This window comes from Actinopolymorpha singaporensis (assembly GCF_900104745.1).
In the GTDB taxonomy this organism is placed as follows: Bacteria; Actinomycetota; Actinomycetes; order Propionibacteriales; family Actinopolymorphaceae; genus Actinopolymorpha; species Actinopolymorpha singaporensis.
This window is the reverse complement of sequence record NZ_LT629732.1, coordinates 2,328,696-2,347,563: the sequence shown is the minus strand read 5'-3', so window position 1 is coordinate 2,347,563 and position 18,868 is coordinate 2,328,696. Positions and strand designations below refer to the sequence as shown.

The 18,868-nt window shown below is 70.1% G+C and carries 17 protein-coding genes, 1 tRNA gene and 1 pseudogene; 3 read left to right on the top strand and 16 right to left on the bottom strand.

Annotated features, from left to right (window positions below):
* Positions 1-329 precede the first annotated feature (329 nt).
* Positions 330-902 (top strand): DUF6642 family protein, encoded by a 573-nt coding sequence (locus tag BLU27_RS28925; protein WP_157728397.1) that lies wholly within the window; start codon positions 330-332, stop codon positions 900-902.
* A 417-nt stretch (positions 903-1,319) separates the two neighbouring features.
* On the opposite strand, the gene BLU27_RS31180 is transcribed toward BLU27_RS28925, so the two are convergent.
* The 3 genes and pseudogenes from BLU27_RS31180 to BLU27_RS10710 all read right to left on the bottom strand — a co-directional run bounded on the left by BLU27_RS31180 (position 1,320) and on the right by BLU27_RS10710 (position 3,937).
* Positions 1,320-2,120, bottom strand: a complete 801-nt coding sequence (locus BLU27_RS31180; RefSeq protein ID WP_422386099.1) for an HNH endonuclease family protein — start codon at positions 2,118-2,120, stop codon at positions 1,320-1,322.
* Positions 2,121-2,714: 594 nt separating this feature from the next.
* Positions 2,715-3,410: pseudogene (locus tag BLU27_RS31175) on the bottom strand (DUF262 domain-containing protein); the annotation flags it as partial.
* A gap of 445 nt (positions 3,411-3,855) precedes the next feature.
* Positions 3,856-3,937: transfer RNA gene (locus BLU27_RS10710), tRNA-Tyr, on the bottom strand.
* 103 nt (positions 3,938-4,040) lie between these two features.
* Between BLU27_RS10710 and BLU27_RS10705 the strand changes: the two genes are divergently transcribed.
* The gene (locus BLU27_RS10705) at positions 4,041-4,535 is read left to right on the top strand and encodes a YajQ family cyclic di-GMP-binding protein (protein WP_092652875.1); all 495 of its coding nucleotides are present in this window, start codon (positions 4,041-4,043) and stop codon (positions 4,533-4,535) included.
* Between the two features lie 141 nt (positions 4,536-4,676).
* On the opposite strand, the gene BLU27_RS10700 is transcribed toward BLU27_RS10705, so the two are convergent.
* The 13 genes from BLU27_RS10700 to BLU27_RS10640 all read right to left on the bottom strand — a co-directional run bounded on the left by BLU27_RS10700 (position 4,677) and on the right by BLU27_RS10640 (position 17,713).
* Positions 4,677-5,531: a M48 family metalloprotease gene (locus BLU27_RS10700; RefSeq protein ID WP_241827906.1), complete on the bottom strand. Its 855-nt coding sequence runs from the start codon at positions 5,529-5,531 to the stop codon at positions 4,677-4,679.
* Positions 5,532-5,649: 118 nt separating this feature from the next.
* Positions 5,650-7,410: an FAD-dependent oxidoreductase gene (locus tag BLU27_RS10695; RefSeq protein WP_092652871.1), complete on the bottom strand. Its 1,761-nt coding sequence runs from the start codon at positions 7,408-7,410 to the stop codon at positions 5,650-5,652.
* A 61-nt stretch (positions 7,411-7,471) separates the two neighbouring features.
* On the bottom strand, positions 7,472-9,190 hold the full coding sequence (locus BLU27_RS10690; protein WP_197681769.1) for an NADH-quinone oxidoreductase subunit N: 1,719 nt from the start codon (positions 9,188-9,190) through the stop codon (positions 7,472-7,474).
* The gene (locus tag BLU27_RS10685) at positions 9,187-10,701 is read right to left on the bottom strand and encodes a complex I subunit 4 family protein (RefSeq protein ID WP_092652869.1); all 1,515 of its coding nucleotides are present in this window, start codon (positions 10,699-10,701) and stop codon (positions 9,187-9,189) included. The genes BLU27_RS10690 and BLU27_RS10685 overlap by 4 nt, the downstream gene beginning before the upstream one ends.
* A complete protein-coding gene (locus tag BLU27_RS10680) occupies positions 10,698-12,608 on the bottom strand; it encodes an NADH-quinone oxidoreductase subunit 5 family protein (RefSeq protein WP_092652867.1) in 1,911 nt (636 codons plus the stop codon). Before BLU27_RS10680 ends, BLU27_RS10685 begins: the two co-directional genes overlap by 4 nt.
* Positions 12,605-13,069 (bottom strand): NADH-quinone oxidoreductase subunit NuoK, encoded by a 465-nt coding sequence (nuoK, locus tag BLU27_RS31390; protein WP_092652865.1) that lies wholly within the window; start codon positions 13,067-13,069, stop codon positions 12,605-12,607. Before nuoK ends, BLU27_RS10680 begins: the two co-directional genes overlap by 4 nt.
* Positions 13,069-13,659, bottom strand: coding sequence for an NADH-quinone oxidoreductase subunit J family protein (locus BLU27_RS10670; RefSeq protein ID WP_092652863.1), 591 nt, complete (start codon positions 13,657-13,659; stop codon positions 13,069-13,071). The genes nuoK and BLU27_RS10670 overlap by 1 nt, the downstream gene beginning before the upstream one ends.
* A 4-nt stretch (positions 13,660-13,663) precedes the next feature.
* Positions 13,664-14,185, bottom strand: a complete 522-nt coding sequence (locus BLU27_RS10665; protein ID WP_092657538.1) for a NuoI/complex I 23 kDa subunit family protein — start codon at positions 14,183-14,185, stop codon at positions 13,664-13,666.
* Between the two features lie 34 nt (positions 14,186-14,219).
* A complete protein-coding gene (gene nuoH / locus BLU27_RS10660) occupies positions 14,220-15,179 on the bottom strand; it encodes an NADH-quinone oxidoreductase subunit NuoH (protein WP_092652861.1) in 960 nt (319 codons plus the stop codon).
* Entirely contained in the window at positions 15,172-15,954 is a 783-nt protein-coding gene (locus BLU27_RS30840) for an NADH-quinone oxidoreductase subunit C (protein ID WP_092652859.1), read from the bottom strand. Before BLU27_RS30840 ends, nuoH begins: the two co-directional genes overlap by 8 nt.
* Positions 15,951-16,640, bottom strand: a complete 690-nt coding sequence (locus BLU27_RS30985; protein ID WP_338417597.1) for an NADH-quinone oxidoreductase subunit B — start codon at positions 16,638-16,640, stop codon at positions 15,951-15,953. The genes BLU27_RS30840 and BLU27_RS30985 overlap by 4 nt, the downstream gene beginning before the upstream one ends.
* Positions 16,631-17,026, bottom strand: coding sequence for an NADH-quinone oxidoreductase subunit A (locus tag BLU27_RS10645; RefSeq protein WP_241827905.1), 396 nt, complete (start codon positions 17,024-17,026; stop codon positions 16,631-16,633). Before BLU27_RS10645 ends, BLU27_RS30985 begins: the two co-directional genes overlap by 10 nt.
* 207 nt (positions 17,027-17,233) lie before the next feature.
* On the bottom strand, positions 17,234-17,713 hold the full coding sequence (locus tag BLU27_RS10640) for a DinB family protein (RefSeq protein WP_092652857.1): 480 nt from the start codon (positions 17,711-17,713) through the stop codon (positions 17,234-17,236).
* 147 nt (positions 17,714-17,860) lie between these two features.
* Between BLU27_RS10640 and BLU27_RS10635 the strand changes: the two genes are divergently transcribed.
* Entirely contained in the window at positions 17,861-18,862 is a 1,002-nt protein-coding gene (locus tag BLU27_RS10635) for an ABC transporter substrate-binding protein (RefSeq protein WP_092652856.1), read from the top strand.
* Positions 18,863-18,868: the final 6 nt, after the last annotated feature.

Here is an 18,868-nt window from a genome sequence, read left to right as displayed (position 1 = left end):
CGCGCGGTACCTTAGCAGCGCGTAAAGCACTCTCCAGTGAACAACCAAGAAAGTGATCGTTTGGTGATGCCGATTCCGCAAGCCTGTCCACCGTCGGCCATCTGGTCTAACCGGCCTTGCCAACGAGATTGCTGCGCACCAGTTGAACTACTCAAAGAGCGTTAGCCGCGCACCTCGGACCGCGACTGCGTAGCTACTGCCCACACGACTGTGACAAGTCCCGTCCGAGTGTCTCCTCGGTCCCGTAACCTCAGTGATCATCACTTCCAGCTCCACGCCCGTCGGCGTCGAGCTCGACCGCCGCCTAGCGATCTACCACTGGAGATGCCTTGGCCACACCACGTGGAGTCTTCTGTCTCGAGGGTCAATGGGACGAGAACCTGACCGACACCAGCTCCGTACGTCCCGCACTTGAGCTACTAGAGCGACTCGGCTACATACAGTTCATCCACAAGGACGTCGCCACCGTCCCGGAGTTAGACCATTTCCTGGAGCGCTGGGCGCGGAGGGCCTATAGCGACTTTGCAGTGGGCTACTTCGCTATGCACGGTGAATCTAGCAAGCTCCGACTGTCAAACGGGAACGTCGTTCCACTCCATCACATCGCCCAGCACCTTGAGGGGAGATGCGGGGGCCGACGACTGTACTTTGGCAGTTGCTCGGTAATGAACGCTTCCGACGCGTCGCTTACAGACTTCCTGAAATTAACAGGTGCAGAGCTCATTTGTGGCTATACCAAAGACGTCGACTGGCTCGACTCGGCCGCCTTCGATGTGGCGTTCCTAGGGCATCTCGCTAACGGTACGCAAAGGAAGCTGCTCACCACAGCCCACTGGAGCGCAGTTACACAGAAGCTTGGCTTCCGCATCCTCTACTCCGATGGGCGAAAGAACAGCCGGTAGAATCACGGATCTGCGCCCGGCACAGGAGGCAGGAAATGGGCAATTTTACCGCAGTCTGGGCACGCATCGAAGCCAGCGCTGGACAGGAGTTCCACACAAAGACTGGTCTCCCGTTCATCTACCGCGTCGAAGGGACCAGCGTGATTCCTAACAGAACCGAATATCCAATCCATAAGAGTCAGTTTCGGAAAGCATATGAGCTCATGCCGCTAGCAGGGCCAAGCGAGATCAATTCAATTGTGCGAGGGCCAGCGTATGTTTACGCGATCCTTACTGACTGGCGGATGCGGGTCTGATTCGCCGAACATCGGCTCTTGAACTCCCCCGACTCGTTGCACTCCTACATTTGACTGAACCGCAAGTGGCGACAGTGGACCGCTGGACACGGGCGCGCGGCGGAAGAGGACCGGCAGGTCGTCAGGACTGCAGGCAGGAAGGCAACTGACGATCGAGTGCCGCGAATGCGGCGATGAGCGCCGCACGGTCATCGTCCAAACCACCCGGAAGCTCGTCCGGAGCCGAGTCCTCGGGCTCCAGGAAGTACTCGGCCACCGCGCGGACCAGCCTGCGATCCGAGTGGCTGTAGTCCTCCCAGCCTTGGAGGAGCTCGGTCAGTCCATCAGCGATCTTGCCCGCCAGAGACGAGTGATCGGTATGGCCGGCAAGGTGGCCTGGCAGACGAGTTGCCAGCGATCGGATCTCCTGAGCCGTGGTGTCGGTGGCATACGGGGCAATCACCGGCCACAGCGCGCCGACCCTCTCTCGAAAGTCGTCGAGCGATGTCTTGTGCTCGTACCGCAGGGTGGGCAATTGGTCGTGCGGGACTGGGTAGACACGCCAGACGTGTTCCGCCACCTCCGCGAGCCAACGCTGGCGAGCGTCGATCTGCTCTGGCCCCCAGGTCTCGTACTGGCACAGTTCCTGGGTGATCTTCACCTGAGAGTCGCCGTAGTATCGCTTCTTCTGTTCGAACGCCTTGTTGCTGGCCGGTATGTTCAGCCCCGCGAACAGGAGCGTCAGGTTTCCCCAACGATTCACGTACTCCTGGTACTGGTCGGCAAACGACCCCAGACTCACTGACCAGTCCTTGTTGAGCGTCTGCGGCATGACATGCTCGATGTGTACGAGGGTGGACACGTCAACCATCTTCTCCAACGCCGGATGCAGCGCCTGCTCTATCCGCTGGAGCGTGTATCGAACGAGGTATTGTCGCCCCATCTCCAGGCGCTGGAACGCCACACGGAACTGCTCGGCATCTGGCATAGCTGCGATGAGGGTCTCGCGCGCCTCCGCCAAACGCGTCCCTTGGCTGTCATGGAGGATCTTGGCCGCCCTGTGATAAACGGGTTCGATCTCGTTGGTCCCTCGACCAACCACGCTGCTGTATCGGTAGGTGAGTACCTCCGCCAGCCGCGCGAACTCGACGAAGTCCTTCTCCGCCAGGTACCGACGTGCCGGCAGCAGAGCTATGTAGCAGGTCACTGCCCGAAGGGTGGCAAGGTCCTTGAGTACCGCGCTCGTCTGCTCGTGCCCCGCCTTGGCTGGCGCCTCAAACTCCCCATACGCGGCGGCAGCGGTCCGAAGGTCCGCGAGCACAGACTCCGCGCCACGGTCTTTCACCAGTTCCTTGAACTGGTCGAAGACGCTGTCCTTCTTCACCTTCGGGACGTAGCCAAGGAGGTAGTGCCGAAGGAATCGTGTGACGTCGACACCTGCGCCGAGATCGTCGAGCATCCCGTCCCACGATGAAGCGGCCTGGTCGACATCCTCCTCGGCAGACCGCTTGGCGATCTCGCCGAGCATGTGACTCTTCAGCAGGTCGGCTGCCGACAGTTGTAGCCCTCGGTCGTTGAGGGTCTCGAAGAGCAGGAAGGCGTCCCCAAGGTCTCGCACCGCGATGACTACAAGCTCGACTTTACCAAGCAGGGCCTTCCAGAAGTCTCGAAGCCACTTCTCCTGCCCGGGCTCAGGAAGATGCTCCAGATGTGAGGCGAGGAGGGAGACGATCCGGTCACGATTGCTGAGTAGAGCCCGGTTGCGCGCACGCATGTCCTTGTCCAACGCGCTGGACTCGGCCTTGCGAAGCGGGTCTCCCACCGACCGAAGTGTGAAGTCGCGGAACACGGGCCAGTTGGCGTTCCCGGTTCTGAACTTGAACTGCGCGTCGCCATTCGCTAGATCGTCCGCGATGAACCGCTTCTCGATCTGCTGGACGTCATTCGTCATGCCACGGGCATGACACGCGTCGCGAACAGCGCCCAGTATCAGCATCAGGGTGGTCAGGCGTTGCTGGCCGTCGATGACGAGTGGCCGAGCATCATCTTCGGCCGCCAGAACGACCGAGCCAATGAAGTGACCTGCCTGCACATTCTCGATCAGGTCGGTCCACAGGTCGTCAATCTGTTCACGGGTCCACGAGTACGGCCGCTGGTATGGAGGGATCCTGAACTGCTGCTCGTCTACCGCCAGGAGCGCCTTCAGCGTCTGCTTCTCGGCTTTGAGTTCCATCAGTCGAGCGCCTCCCGATCGGGCCCCTCCGAGCTCGGCGAGACTGCACCACGCCTTGCCGACGGCACAACCTCTTGTCTGGATGAGCGTTGCCGTTCGTTCCGACCCCTTGTCGAACCGATGTCCATGCCACCGCCCCGGAAGCAACCGTCATGATCAAGACCTCAGGCTACTCATGTGCCGTGGATGCCGCAGGCGATGATCACGTATCGGCCTGGCCTCTTCTCGGTTCGCCAAGACGATGCGGAGGGGCGAGAGATTCGCTCCACGTCGTAGCGCGGGCCACCGCTCCGAACCACGACGCGCAATCCGGAACTGAACTTCGCCACGTATTCGCCGGACGGGCCGTGGACAGTCGGCGCGGGCTGGACACAGCTAGACACCGAACGCCAACAACAGCGGGCCCCGGACCTGTTTGCGCAGGTCAGGGGCCGTTCTTGCTGCGTGGCAGGTACTGGATTCGAACCAGTGTAGGCTGAGCCGACGGTTTTACAGACCGCTCCCTTTGGCCGCTCGGGCAACCTGCCGGGTGCTGCTTCACAGCAGCGAGTTGAGAGGATAGCGCAGACGCTACCGGCCCGTGCCACCCGGTTGGTACGTCACCGACAGCCGCATACGAAGGGAGCCCGGATGGCCGCCGAATCGTCGTTCGACATCGTGAGCAAGGTCGATCGTCAGGAGGCCGACAACGCGCTCAACCAGACGTCCCGCGAGATCGCACAGAGGTTCGACTTCAAGAACACCGGCGCCGGGATCCGATGGTCGGGCGAGCTCGGCGTGGAGATCACCGCCAACTCCGAGGAGCGGGCGAAGGCCGTACTCGACGTGTTCAAGGAGAAGCTGGTCAAACGGGGCGTCTCGCTGCGCAGCCTGGAGGCCGACGACCCCAAGCAGTCCGGCAAGGACTACCGCCTGTCGGCCACCTTCGAGCAGGGCATCTCCCAGGAGAACGCCAAGAAGGTAGCCAAGATCGTCCGCGACGAGGGCCCCAAGGGGGTCAAGGTCCAGGTCCAGGGCGACGAGCTGCGGGTCGCCAGCAAGAAGCGGGACGATCTCCAGGAGGTCATCTCGCTGCTGAAGGGCAAGGACCTCGACTTCGCCCTCCAGTTCGTCAACTACCGCTGACGTAGATCGCGGAAGCGCGCCGCGCCACCGCACGCGCCACGGCCGTCCTGTCCCGCGTTCCGGGCGGGGCGGCCGTCGGCATTCCCAGCGCCGGACGCCGTTCCCAGTACCGGTCGCCGTTCCCAGCGCCGGACGCCGTTCTCAGCGCCGTACGCCGGCCAGGTGCTCCAGCCGGGCGATCCGGTCCTGGGTGGACGGATGGGTGGAGAAGGCGCGTACGAAACCCTTCTCGTGGAACGGGTTGGCGATCATCAGTGCGGCCGTGCTCCGCAGCTCCGGCGCCGCCGGCAGCGGATGCCGGCGGGTCGCCGTCTCCAGCTTGCGGAGCGCCCCCGCCAGTGCCAGCGGGTCGCCGGTGATCCGGGCGGACACCTGGTCCGCGGAGTACTCCCGCGTCCGCGTCACCGCCGCCTGCAGCAGCAGCGCCGCGACCGGGCCGAGGACCAGTAGCGCGAGCGCGGTGACCGCCGAACCGTCGCCGTTCCTCCCGCCGTCGGCCTCCTCACCACCCCGGGCACGACCGGTCGGGGCCAGCCAGGCGAACTGCGCGGCGTACATGATCATGCTGGCCAGCGCCGCCGCGACGGAGGAGACCAGAATGTCGCGGTTGGCGACGTGGCCCAGCTCGTGCCCGAGGACAGCGCGCAGCTCCCGCGGGTCCAGCAGGTCCAGCAGCCCTTCAGTGACGCACACGGCGGACCGCCGCGGGTTGCGCCCGGTGGTGAACGCGTTCGGCGTCTTGGTGGGCGAGACGTAGACGGCGGGGATCGGCAGCCGCATCGTGATCGCGAGCTCGCGGACGAGCCGGCACAGCTCCGGATGTTCCGCCTCGCTCACGGGGTACGCCCGCATCGACCGCAGCGCCATCCGGTCACAGCGGTAGAACGCCGCGGCGTTCATCGCCAGCGCCACCAGCAGCCCGGCGGCCAGGCCCGCCCGCCCGCCCAGAGACCGGCCGAGCACCAGCGCCAGCCCGGACAGCACAGCAACCAGCACAGTCGTCCTGAGCTGGTTGCGATGGCACTGAGCGCGATCGTGCATACGTGGTCATGACCTCCACCGTGAGAACGCCGTCACCAGGGCGGACGTTCCCCGCCCCGCCGGGCTTACCGGCTTACAAGCGGTCGGCGCCCAAGCCCTCGGCGCCCAGGCCCTCGGCCTCCACGCCCTCGGTGACCATGCCCTCGAGATAGGCGACCACGATCTCCGGCCGCAGGCCGGCGCGCAGCCCGACATAACCGTCCGGGCGTACGACGAGAATGCTGCCGCCCCGGCTGCCGAGCGTGTGCCGGGCCTCGCCGTACCGGTCGAGCAGGCTTACCCCGGGGATCGCCGAGGTCCCGGCGCCACCGCCGATCACCTCGCCGCGCACTCCGTCCCCGAACCGCAGCCGCACCGTCGACACCGTTTCCGCCGACACCGAGCCCAGGCCGATCAGCGTCCAGTGCGGGCCGCGGAGGATGTCGAACAGCCGCAGGTCAGCGGCTCGGCGGACGTCCCACAGCCGGATGTCGGGCACCCGGTCGCCGGCATGCAGGAGCAGCCGCTTGCCGCCGAGCTCCTGGCTCAGCGCCGAGTCGCGGTAGTGCAGGTCGAGCTGGTCGGTGCCGGCGCCGGCCTTGGATCCGGAGCCGGCTCCGGTGAGGGCGGCGTGCCAGGGGCGGGGCTTGGTGCGGCCGAAGAGCGTCCGGCGCGGCGCCGCTGGCCGGCGTTCACTGTCGTACGTCTCCAGCGCCGTCTCCTCCCCGCTCACCAGCGCGGCGGCCAGCTTCCAGCCCAGGTTGTGCACGTCCTGCAGCCCCGCGTCCAGGCCGCCGAGCGGGTACGGGTGGGCGCCGGTGGCGTCGCCGGCGAGCAGGATCCGGCCGAGCCGGTAAGAGGGGGTCGGGGTGGCGCCGGGCGCCGTACCGCCGGAGTACGCCACCAGGGACGCGGCGTCGCGGAAGCGGACGTCGGTGAGGCCGGTCCGCTCGTGGAACACCTGCTGGGCGCGGTCCAGGGTGGGCGGCTGCGGCGCGGTCGCGGCCCGGCGCGCCGGCGGACGGTCGTCCGGTACGTCGTACGCCAGGAACCACCAGGTCTCCCCGCCCGGCAGCGGGGCCACCACGATCCCCTGCTCCCAGAGGTGGAGTACGTCGTCGCGGGCCAGGCCGGTCAGTGTGAGCTCACCGACGTACGCCAGCGGCGCGGGCTCGGGTTCGGGCGTCGGTTCCGGCTGCGTTCCATCCGGCTCCGGCTCGCCCCCGGCTTCCGGCTCCGGCTCGGGCAGGACGCCCGGCAGCGGGTCGGTGAGGATCACGTACGCCGCCCTGGCCGGCGTCCCGCCTCCGTTGGCGCTCGCCGCTGCCCCGAGCACCGCTCCCCCGGCCAGCGGGACATTCACGCCGGACTCGTCCTGGCTCAGCCGGCCGAGGCCGTCGACGTGCTCGACCCGCACGCCGTACGCCGCCAGCCTGTCCTGCAGGATCGCCTCCACCTGGCGGCCGGCGATTGTGAGCGGTCCGAGGTAGGTCCGGCCGCGCGGGCCTCGCTTGCCGGTCGGGGCGGTCGGCGACTCGTCCACCCGGGATCCGGCGTACCGGCGAATCGGCTGGGCAGGGGTCCCGGCGGCGAGGAGTTCGGGCGTCACCCCGAGGTCGTCGAACAGTTCCAGGCTGCGCGGGCCCAGGCCGCGCACGGGCGGGCGGGACCGGCGGGCCGCTTCCGGCTCCACCACCCGTACGCGGACGCCGCGCCGGGCGAGGTCGAGAGCGGCGGCCAGCCCGACCGGCCCGGCGCCGACGATCATCACGTCGGCGTAGCGGTCGGAGCGGAACTCCCCTGAACCCGGCCGGCTCGAATCCGGCTGGCCTGCGTCCGGCTGGATCTCTGTCACGCGCCACAGCCTCTCCCCACCGCCTCGGCGCGGCAAGTCCGGGGGTGGGATCCGGCCGTGGTCAGGCGCGGGCGGGGTAGGCCAGGAAGCCGAGGGCGATCTCGGGGAAGACGGAGAGTAGGACGGCGATCACCACCAGGACTCCGACCGCGATCCGGGCCGGCCACGGCCCCGCCCACACCCCAGCTCCAGCGGCCCCGGCGGCCGCCCCGGCCCCGACCCCGGCAGCACCGTTCGCCTCCGTCCCCGCCTCGGTGACTCCCTCCGGGGAACGGAACAGCAGCGCCGTCCAGTACAGGTAGTACGCCAGCGCGATCACGACGTTGACCGCCATCACCACGGCCAGCCAGCCGGCACCGCCGTCGATCGCCGCCCGGAACAGCACGAACTTCCCGAACAGCCCGAGCACCCCCGGCGGCAGTCCGGCCAGCGCCAGCAGGAAGAACCCGAGCGCGAGCGCCCGCGCCGGCCGCCGCCAGAACAGCCCGCGGTAGTCGCCGAGCAGCCGCCCCGGTCCGGTACTGACGGTCAGCGACACGACGGCGAACGCGCCGAGGTTGGCGACCGCGTAGACGAGGAGGTACGCCACGGTGGCGCTGAGGGTGTTCCCGCGTACGTCGCCGTTGCTCGCGGCCAGCGGCACCAGCAGGTAGCCGGCCTGGGCGACGCTGGACCACGCGAGCAGCCGGACGGCGTTGCGCTGGCGCAGCGCCACCAGGTTGCCGAGCGTCATAGTCGCCGCCGCCAGTACGCCGATGATCGGCGCCCACATCCCGACGTACCCCGGGAACGCCCACCCGACGACCAGCAGGATGCCGACGAACCCGGCCGCCTTGGAGACCACCGAGAGGTACGCCGCGACCGGCACGGGCGCGCCGACGTAGGTGTCCGGCACCCAGAAGTGGAACGGCACGGCGGCGACCTTGAACGCCAGCCCGACCAGCGTCAGCATCACCCCGAGCCCGGCGACCGCGGCCAGATCGCCACCGGGCAGGGCCGGGGTGGCGGCGATGGCGGCGGACCCCGCCACGCCGGGGTGCCCCGCGGGACTCAGCGCCCGGGCGATCCGGTCGAGATACATCGTGCCGGTCACGCCGTACACCAGCGACACCCCGAACAGCATCACCCCGACCGAGACGACCGACACCAGGAAGAACTTCAGCGCCCCCTCGGCACCGCGCCGGTCCCCCCGTCGCAGCCCGACCAGCGCGAACACCGGCAGCGACACGACCTCCAGCGCCACCACCAGCGTGATCAGGTCACGGGCGGCGGCGAGGGTCATCGCGCCGGCCGCCGAGGCGAGCAGCAGGAAGTGGTACTCACCGGTGGGGATGCCGCCGCCGAGCGTCCCGGTCCCGGCCGGCTCCCCGTAGCTCCGCACCCCCGGCCGGTCGGGCGGCCACCTGCGCCCCTCCCACCCACTGCCGGCGGACAGCAGCACCACGATCGCCGCCCCGCCCGCGACGATGAACTGGAACGTCCAGGTGAGCGGGTCGGCGACGTACGAACACGCGACGGCCCGCAACGGCGCACCCGTCCCAGAAGCGCAGAAGGCGCCCTCCGCCCACGACGACGCCCGCGCCATCGACACCACCAGCAGTGCGATCCCGGCCACCAGCCCGGCCAGCGAGAGCCACGGCGCCGCACCACGCCGGCGGGCCGGCGCGAACGCGTCCACCACCAGCACCAGCAGCGCGGTCACCGCCACCGCCAACGGCGGGCTGATCACCAGCCACGGGACCGGCTGCACGAAACCCACGGCACTCACCACCGCACTCACCCGCCCACCAGGAACCGCACGGCCGGGTCGGTCACCGTCAGCACCGCGCCCGGATACAGGCCGAGCACCACCGTCAGCGCGACCAGTGGCGCCCACGCCACCACCTCGACGGCGGTGACGTCGCGCACGGACAGCAGGCTCGGCCCGATCGTGTCGGTGCCCTGGCACATCCGGCGGACGAGGACGAGGAAGTACGCCGCGGTGAGGACGGCACCGAGCCCGGCGAGCACCATCAGGACGAGGTACGTCGTACGGGTGAGCGAGGCGGCTGGGTGCCAGGCGCCGAACAAGGCCAGCATCTCGCCCCAGAAGCCGGCCAGCCCGGGCAGCCCGAGGCTGGCCACCGCACCGAAGACGAACACCCCGGCGAGGCGCGGCATCCGGGCGTACATCCCGCCACCCAGCCGGGCGAGGTCGCCGGTACCGTGCCGGTCCTTGATCGCCCCGGCCACGAAGAACAGCAGCCCGGTGATCAGACCGTGCGCCACCCCGGCGAACAACGCGCCGTTGACGCCCGCAGCCGTGAGGGTGGCGATGCCGAGCAGCACGAAGCCCATGTGCCCGACCGAGGAGTACGCGATCAGCCGTTTCAGCTCGCTCTGGCGCAGGCAGGCCAGCGCGCCGTAGAGGATGCCGACCGTCGCCAACCCCGCGAGGTACGGCGCGACCGCCCGGGCGCCGTCGGGCACCACCGGCAGCCACACGCGGACGAAGCCGTACGTGCCCATCTTCAGCAGCACCCCGGCCAGCAGCACCGACCCGACAGTCGGCGCCTTGGCGTGCGCGTCCGGCAGCCAGCTGTGCAGCGGCCACATCGGGCTCTTCACCGCGAGGCCGAGGCCGATCGCCACCGCGGCCAGCACCTGGGTCCCGCGCGGGATCCCGTTGCCCCCGCGCCTCGCGAGCTCGGTCAGGTCGAACGTGTGCGCGCCGGTGTAGACCAGCAGGAAGCCCAGCAGCATGATCGCGCTGCCGAGCAGGGTGTACAGGATGAACGTCGTCGCCGCGCGGCGCCGGCCGGCCGCGTCGTGCGGGTCGCCCCACACCGCGATCACGAACCACATCGGGACCAGCACGACCTCGAAGAACAGGAAGAAGACGATCAGATCGAACGCCACGAACGTGCCGAGCATGCCGACCTCGAGCAGCAGCACCAGCGCCACCAGCGCGCGCACCCGGCCGCCCTCCGGCGCGACCCGGGTGGTGTAGAGGAGGCACAGGAACGCCAGCAATGCGGTGAGCAGCACCATCGGCAACGAGACGCCGTCCATGCCGAGGTGCCAGCGCACGTCGACGGCCGGGATCCAGCTCACGTCGGTCTGGAACTGCACCCGGTGCGCGGCGCCATAGTCGAACGCCGCGGCCAGCCAGACCGCGAGCAGCAGGGTCACCGCGCCGGCCACCGCGCCGAACGCCGCGGTGGCGCGGTCGGGCACCAGCCGACGGCCGGCTGTGAGGATCAGCGCGCCGAGGAGGGGTACGGCGAGGAGAAGCTGGAGTACGACGTTCATGCGAACGCCCCCAACGCCGCGACGGCCAGCAGGACGACCCCGGCGAGCAGCAGGCTGAGGTAGGTGGACACGTTGCCGGTCTGCAGCAGCCGCAGGCCGCCACCGACCCAGCGGGCCGCGCGACCGGACCCTCGTACGTAGAAGTCGACGACGTCGCGGTCACCGGCGACGACGGCCCGGGCCAGGCCCCACACCGGCCGGACGACGTACGCCGCGATCAGCTCGTCCATCCGGAAGCCGTTCGCCAGCAGCGGACGCGACCGGCCCAGCATCCGCGCGGGGTCGTCGCGTTCGACGTGCCGCCAGGCCCAGGTCACCAGCGCACAGGCGAGAACCAGGTGGACGAGCGCCAGCAGTGTGGTCGTCCAGTGGACCATGGTGGGTTCGGGGATGCCGGGCCCGCCGCCGCCGAGCCAGCGTGCCCACGTGCCGGGTACGAGGGCGAGCCAGCCGACCAGCGCGGCCGGGACGGCGAGCACCACCAGCGGCCGGCGCATCAGGGCGGGCGCCTCGGCCAGGTGCGGCTCGGTGTGCGCGGGCTGGCTGGGCGCGGCGGGGACGGTGCCGGTGGGCGTGCCGAAGAAGACCCGCAGCCACATCCTCGTGGCGTACGCCGCGGTGAGCGCCACGGTGGCGAAGCCGGCGACCAGCGCCACCCAGGCGGCCCAGCCCGGCAGCGGCCCGCCGTGGAACGCCGCCCGCGAGATCGCCCCCAGCACGGCGTCCTTGGCGAAGAACCCGGACAGCGGCGGCACCGCGGCGAGGGCGCCCAACCCGACCGTCATCGTCACGAACGTCACCGGCAGCGTGCGGCGCAGCCCGCCCATCGCGTCCATGGAGTTGCTGCCGACCGCGTGGATCAGCGCGCCCGCGCACAGGAACAGCAGCGCCTTGAATGCTCCGTGCGCCACCAGCAGCAACACCCCCGCGGTGTAGCCGCCTGCGGCGAGACCGGCCAGCATGTACGCCAGCTGGCTGACCGTCGACCACGCCAGCACCCGCTTGATGTCGTTCTCGGCCAGCGCGCACAGCGCCGAACCCACCATCGTCACCGCGGCGACCACGGCCAGCACCGCGAGCGTGGCCGGAGCCTCCTGGAACACCGGCAGCAGCCGGGCCACCACGAACACCCCGGCCGCCACCATGGTGGCCGCGTGGATTAGCGCGCTGATCGGGGTCGGGCCGGCCATCGCGTCGGGAAGCCACACGTGCAGGGGGAACTGCGCGGACTTGCCGGCCACGCCGCACAGCAACAGCAACGTCGCCACGGTTGCCGTACCCGATGTCAACCCGCCGTTGGCGGCGGCGTCGCGCACGCCGCCGATCGAGAACGTGCCGGCGCCGAGACCGAGGGCGAAGATGCCGAACAGGAAGCCGATGTCCCCCAGCCGGGTGACGAGGAACGCCTTGATCGCGCCGTCGCGGGCCTCCGGCAGCTCCCAGTGGTGGCCGATCAGGAAGTACGAGCAGATGCCCATCACCTCCCAGCCGACCAGCAGCACGAACAGGTCGTTCGCGGTCACCACGACCAGCATCGCGGCGGTGAACAGCGAGACGAACGCGGAGTAGGAGGCGTAGCGGGGGTCGCCGCGCAGGTAGTCGATCGAGTAGATCTGCACGGCCAGCGCGACCCCGGTCACCAGCACCGCGACCAGCGCGCTCAGCCCGTCGACGCGGAACGCGATGTCGAACGCCAGCCCGCCGGTCGGCACGTGCGCGAGCGTCGCGCCGCGCTGACCGAGGTCACCGGCGATGTCGAACCCGGCGAGGACGCAGGCGGCCAGGAACCCCACCCCGGCCCCGGCCACCCCGATCGGCGCGACCATCTTGGGGAGTCTGCGGCCGAGGGCGAGCGCGGCCAGGGCGGCGGCGAACGGCGCGAGCAGCGCGACCCAGACAGCGGTCATCGGCCGGCCTCCGCGGTCGCCGGGCGCTGCTCGGCAGGGTCGGCGCGTCCGGCATCCCCCGGTTCACCCGCGGCGCGCTCGGCGCGCGCCGCGAGTTCGGCGCGCTCGGCGAGCTCCGCGCGTTCGGCCTCGGCGACGTGCTCGTCGGTCCGGTCACGGTCGGCCAGCTCGCGGACCGCATCCACGTCCACCTGGCGACGGGTCCGGAACACCAGCAGCACGATCGCCAGCCCCAGGCCGATCTCGGCGGCGGCGATCGTGATCACGAACAGCGTCAGGATCTGACCGCCGTGCAGGGCGTCGCGGTGCCAGGCGTCGAACGCGACGAGGTTGAGGTTGACGGCGTTCAGCATCAGCTCCACGCCCATCAGGACGAGGATGGCGTTGCGCCGCACGAGTACGGCGTACACCCCGATGGCGAACAGCAGCGCCGCCACCACGAGCGGGAACAGCAGCGGCATCAGCGGCTCCCCTCCGAACTCGCCGGGGCGGTCGGGCCGGCCGGCACCTCGGAGTTCGCGGAGTTCGCGGAGTTCGCGGAGATCGCCGGGCCGTCCCGCCGGGACAGCGCGATCGCGCCCACCAGCGCGGCCAGCAACAGCACGGACAGCACCTCGAACGGCAGCACCCACGTGGAGAACAGCGCCCGCCCGGTGGCCCGCGCCCCGCCGACCTCGACCCGGTCCAGCGGGATGACCGCACCGGAGAAGCCCGCGACCAGCGCAACCAGCAGGACCGCCGCCACCGCGGCGGCGACCAGGCCGGCCACCACGACGTGGGACCGCGGCGGCCGCTCCACCGGCCCGATCGGCGCGCGGGTGAGCATCAGCGCGAACACCAGCAGTACGACGACCGCGCCGAGGTAGATGAGCACCTGCACCCAGGCCACGAACTCCGCTGTCAACAGCAGGAAGCACCCCGCCAGCGCGCCCAGCGTGACCACCAGCCACAGCGCGGCGTGCACGATCCGGCGGGTGGTCACCACCAGCAGGGCGGAGCCGACCACGACCGCGCCGAGCAGGCAGAACAACACGTCGATCGTCGTGGTCATGGGCTCAGCGGTTCTCCCGCTCGGCGGCCTTGCGCGCCGCACCGAGTTCCTTCGGCGCCTCGGCACCGGCGTCGACCGGCGGCGGCGCCGGCACGGTCCACATCCATTCCCGCAGCTCGTCCTTCTCGTGGGTGAGGTCGGCGATGTCGGTGGTGGCGTACTCGAACTCCGGCGACCAGAACAACGCGTCGAACGGGCACACCTCGACGCAGATACTGCAGTACATGCACAGCGAATAGTCGATCGCGAACCGGTCGAGCACGTTGTGGGAGCGTTCCCGGGCACCCGGCTCGCTCGGCGGCGCGGTCTCCTTGTGCGAGTCGATGTAGATGCACCAGCACGGGCACTCGCGCGCGCAGAGCATGCACACCGTGCAGTTCTCCTCGAACAACGCGATGACACCGCGAGAGCGGGCCGGCAACTCCGGCTTGACATCGGGGTACTGCTGGGTCACCGCGCGCCGGGTGAGGTGGTCGAACGTCACCTTCAGTCCCTGCACGAGCCCCTTGCCGGGGAGATCGGTCATCGTGCCCACGCCACCTTCCCGTACGACGATCCGTTCATGAGATGGCCACCTTCACCACGCCGGTGAGAGCGAGCTGGAACAGCGCCAGCGGCACCAGCAGCTGCCAGCCGAGCCGCTGCAGCTGGTCGGCCCGCAGCCGCGGATAGGCGACCCGCACCCAGATCACCACGAACGCCACCAGGAACACCTTGACCAGCGTCCACAGCCAGCCGAGCTCCGCGGCGAACGGGCCCTGCCAGCCGCCGAGGAACAGCACCGTGGTGAGGGCCGCCAGCACCACGATCCCGGCGTACTCCGCGAGCAGGAACAACGCGAACCGGATCCCGGTGTACTCGGTGTAGGGGCCGAAGATGATCTCCGCGTCGGCGACCGGCATGTCGAACGGCGGACGGGCCAGCTCGGCCAGCCCGGCCACGAAGAACACGAACAGGCCTGGCAGCTGCCACAGCAGCCACCACGGCTCCCACGCCCGCACGATCCCGGACAGCGACAGGGTGCCGGCGGCCATCGCGACGCTCGCCGCGGCGAGCACGAACGGGAGTTCGTACGCCAGCAGCTGGCCGGCCGACCGGAACGCGCCGATCAGGCTGTACTTGTTGGCGCTGGCCCAGCCGGCCATCAGCGCGCCGAGCACGCCGATCCCCATCACCGCGAGGACGTAGAACAGCCCGGTCTCCAGGTCGACGCCCACGAGTCCGGGCGCGAGCGGGATGGCCGCGAGCGCGACGAGGTACGGCAGCAGGGCGAGCACGGGCGCGAGCCTGAACACCGTACGGTCCGCCCGCGCGGGTACGACGTCCTCCTTCTGCGCGAACTTCACGCCGTCGGCCACGAGCTGCGCCCAGCCGTGGAACCCGCCCGCGTACATCGGGCCGAGCCGGCCCTGCATGTGCGCCATCACCTTGTGCTCGGTCTGGCCCACCAGCAGCGGCAGCACGAGGAACGCGGCGAACACCCCGACGACCCGCAGCAGGACCTCCAGCACCTCACTCATCCGCAGGCCCGCCCTCCCCCGCGTCCGGCGGACTGGCGGGTTGGTCGGGCTGGTCGGGCTGCGCGCCCCGCGGGGTGCGCCGGGCCGGGCGCTCTGCGCGCTTGGCGGAGCGGGCCGGCCGGGCCGGCTTTGCGGCGGCCAGCGGGTCCGGTGCTGTCGAACCGGGAGGGCGGGGGCCCCACGCCTCGGGCGAGGGAACGCCCGGCGGGGCCACCCGTCGCCGGCTCGGCGCCCGTGCCGCCTCGTGCTCGGACTCGCCCGGCTCCTTCGCCCCCGGCCAGGGCTTGGCGACCCGGCTGGCCAGCACGAACTCCTTGCGCAGCGGGTGCCCCTCGAACTGGTCGGGCAGCAGCAGCGGCGCGAGGTTCGGGTGCCCGGCGAAGTCGATGTCGAACATCTCGTACGTCTCCCGCTCGTGCCAGCCGGCACCGGCGTAGACCCCGGTGGCAGTGGGCAGCCGGGCGTCCTCGCGCGGGATCCTGGTCCGCACCAGCAGGTGGTCGACGGACGGGCCGGCACTCGCGCCGCCGCCCTGGCCGCGCAGCCGGGCGACGTGGCAGACCACGGTGAAGCCCTGCTCGAGCTCGTCCACCGCGGACAGCCAGTCGAAGTACGTGCAGCCAACGACGTCGCGGACCGCGGTGAGCGCGTCCACCCAGCGGTCGGGGGGTACGTCGAGCGCGGGCGGGCCGAACGCCTCGTCCAGGCCGACCTCCGCGGCGTCGACGCCGAGCGCCTCGGCCACTGCCGCCCGGGCCTGCTCCGGCCAGCTCATCCGCGATCACCCGGTCGCAGCGGACGGCGCAGCAGCGAGGCGGCGGAACGCCACCGGCCACGCGGCCGGCCGGCTTCCTGTCCGGGCTGTCCCAACTGTCCGGCCTCGCCGGACTCCCCTGCCCCTGCGTACCGCTCCGGCATCGACTCGGCCGCGATCTTGTCCTGCAGGCGGAGGATCCCCTGCAGCAGCGCCTCCGGACGCGGCGGGCAGCCGGGCACGTAGACGTCCACCGGGACGATCTGGTCGACGCCCTTGGTGACGCAGTAGGAGTCCCAGTACGGGCCGCCGGAGTTGGAGCAGGACCCGAACGAGATGACGTACTTCGGCTCCGGCATCTGTTCGTACAGGCGTTTGATCGCCGGCGCCATCTTGTCCGTGACCGTTCCGGACACCACCATCAGGTCGGCCTGCCGCGGACCCGGCGCGAACGGGATCACACCCAGCCGGATGAAGTCGTGCCGGGACATCGACGAGGCGATGAACTCGATCGCACAGCAGGCCAGGCCGAAGTTGAACACCCACAGGGAATAGCGCCGGCCCCAGTTGAGCACGAACTTCAGCGGCTCCGGCGCCAACCGGGACAGGGCGCCCAGCTCGCCGGGACTCCCGGGACCGCCGGTGGCGGACGGCGCGACCTGCGGCAGCGGCAGGTCGACCGGGCGGCCCTTCGGGGTCACGTCCATGTCAACACCCCCTTGCGCCAGGCGTACAGCAGCCCGACCGCGATGAACCCGATGAAGACGAACATCTCGGCCAGAGTCGACCAGCCGAACCCCGGCGCGGCGAACACCGTGGCCCAGGGAAACAGGAAGATCGCATCCACGGCGAACACGACGTAGAGGTAGGCGTAGACGTAGTAGCGGACGTGGGTCTGCGCCCAGCCCTCCCCCACCGGGTCGACACCGGACTCGTAGGTGAGGAGCTTCTCCGTCGTCGGCCGATGGGGCCGCAGGAGCCGGTTGGCGCCGAACGCGACCGCGGCGAAGGCCACTCCGGCCAGCACGACCAGCAGAACCGTCGTGTAGGTCGCGTAGTAGCTCGCGTTACCGGCCATCGCCAGGGCGCTCACGGCACGCCTCCTTCCGCCCGTTCCGCGAGTCTAGGGCCTCGGGGGGACCTGCCAGTACGCCCGACCGCACGATGCCGCATGCCGACCACACAGCGCCAGGTCTACCGGCGTGCCGAACCCGAACGAACCGGACGAGAGGTTACCCGTACTCGAGGGGCCGTACCTCGGCTTCGGCACCCAGGCGGACGAGGACCCGGAGCTCGGAGCTCAGTCGGCAAGTACCTGTTCGCGCAGGATGTCGGCGTGTCCGCAGTGCTGGGCAAGCTCCCGCAGGACCTGCAGGTAGACCCAGCGAAGCGTGCGCGGTCCGGAGCGGTGGCCGGTCACGACGGCGTCCAGCGGCAGGTCCGCGACCGCCGCTCGAGCAGTGGCGCAGGCTTCCCGGTGAGCTGCCGTCACCGAGGCGATGGTGTCGTCGTCGGAGAGCCGGAAGGAATCGTCCGGACCCTGCACCAGGCCGAGGTCCTGACGGGGCGTCCCGCCGACGCACTCCTCGAACCACACCCGCTGCATCCACGTGACGTGCTTGAGCAGCCCGAGCAACGTCGTCGCCGACGGGACGAGCCGGCGGCGGGCCTGCTCCTCGGTGAGAGAGTCCAAAGTGGCCTCGATGGCTCCGCGGTGTTCCTCGACGAACGCGTCGAGCTGCGTACGTTCGTCGTCCAGCGGCACATCGAACGAACCCATCAGCGTCCCCTGTCACTCCTGCCGCACGAGCCGGCTCAAGTTAATCAGGCCCTTGTCCCCGGGCCCGTCTAGGGTGATCACGTCCAGGTGACGCGACCGCGTGACTCCGGACGACCGTTCCACCCCACGCATTCCCGGAGCCCACGCATGCCCTTCGCCACACTGCCCCGCCGCGCCACGTCCCCCCGCACCACGTCCCGCCGCGCCACGTCCCGCCGCGCCACGTCCCCGCGCGTCACGTCCCGCCGACTCACCGTGCTGCTTCCCGTGCTCGCCTGCGCGGTTCTCGCCGCGTTCACCGCCTGCGCACCCGAGGACAGCGCCACCGGCGGGCAGGCGGGCGCCACGCCCTCGAAGCAGCCGAAGGCCTCCGGGACCACCTCGCCCAGCCCGCGCGGGTGCGCGAAGGGTGACCTCGACCTGCACGCACCGGGCACCCTCACCGTGGCCACCGACCAGCCCGCGTACGAGCCGTGGTTCGCCGACGACAACCCCTCCAGCGGCAAGGGGTTCGAGTCGGCGGTCGCCTACGCGGTGGCCAGGCAGCTCGGCTTCACCGCCTCGGAGGTGACCTGGACCCGGGTGCGGTTCAACAACGCGATCCAGCCCGGGCCGAAGGACTTCGACTTCGACATCAACGAGTTCACCATCACCGACCAGCGGAAGAAGGCCGTCGACTTCAGCTCCTCCTACTACGACGCCACTCAGGCCGTGGTCGCGCTGAAATCGTCGCCGATCGCGAACGCGAAGTCCGTCGCCGGGCTGAAGGACGCCAAGCTCGGCGCCCAGGTCAACACCACGAGCTACGACGTGATCAACGACGTCGTGCAGCCCGCCAGGCAGGCCCAGGTGTTCCGCAGCAACGACGACGCCCGCCAGGCCCTGGCCAACGGCTCGATCGACGGGCTGGTGGTCGACCTGCCCACCGCCTTCTACATGACCGCCGCGCAGCTCGAGGGCGCCACGATCGTCGGCCAACTGGAGCAGAAGTCGGGCACACCGGAGCAGTTCGGCCTCGTCCTGGACAAGGGCTCGCCGCTGACCGCCTGCGTCACCCGGGCCGTGGACGCGCTGCGGGACGACGGCACGCTGGAGGAGCTGGCGAAGACCTGGCTGGCCGACGTCGCCGGTGCTCCGGTCCTGAACTGACCCGAA

Excerpts from the sequence above, each read along its gene's own strand:
- nuoH (WP_092652861.1), bottom strand. The coding sequence starts at position 15,179 with ATGAGTGAGGTGCTGGAGGTCCTGCTGCGGGTCGTCGGGGTGTTCGCC.
- BLU27_RS30840 (WP_092652859.1), bottom strand. The coding sequence starts at position 15,954 with ATGAGCTGGCCGGAGCAGGCCCGGGCGGCAGTGGCCGAGGCGCTCGGC.
- nuoK (WP_092652865.1), bottom strand. The coding sequence starts at position 13,069 with ATGCCGCTGCTGTTCCCGCTCGTGGTGGCGGCGCTGCTGTTCGCCATC.
- BLU27_RS10640 (WP_092652857.1), bottom strand. The coding sequence starts at position 17,713 with ATGGGTTCGTTCGATGTGCCGCTGGACGACGAACGTACGCAGCTCGAC.
- BLU27_RS10680 (WP_092652867.1), bottom strand. The coding sequence starts at position 12,608 with ATGACCGCTGTCTGGGTCGCGCTGCTCGCGCCGTTCGCCGCCGCCCTG.
- BLU27_RS10705 (WP_092652875.1), top strand. The coding sequence starts at position 4,041 with ATGGCCGCCGAATCGTCGTTCGACATCGTGAGCAAGGTCGATCGTCAG.
- BLU27_RS30985 (WP_338417597.1), bottom strand. The coding sequence starts at position 16,640 with ATGGACGTGACCCCGAAGGGCCGCCCGGTCGACCTGCCGCTGCCGCAG.
- BLU27_RS10685 (WP_092652869.1), bottom strand. The coding sequence starts at position 10,701 with ATGAACGTCGTACTCCAGCTTCTCCTCGCCGTACCCCTCCTCGGCGCG.
- BLU27_RS31180 (WP_422386099.1), bottom strand. The coding sequence starts at position 2,120 with ATGGGGCGACAATACCTCGTTCGATACACGCTCCAGCGGATAGAGCAG.
- BLU27_RS10670 (WP_092652863.1), bottom strand. The coding sequence starts at position 13,659 with ATGACCACGACGATCGACGTGTTGTTCTGCCTGCTCGGCGCGGTCGTG.
- BLU27_RS10635 (WP_092652856.1), top strand. The coding sequence starts at position 17,861 with ATGCCCTTCGCCACACTGCCCCGCCGCGCCACGTCCCCCCGCACCACG.
- BLU27_RS10665 (WP_092657538.1), bottom strand. The coding sequence starts at position 14,185 with ATGACCGATCTCCCCGGCAAGGGGCTCGTGCAGGGACTGAAGGTGACG.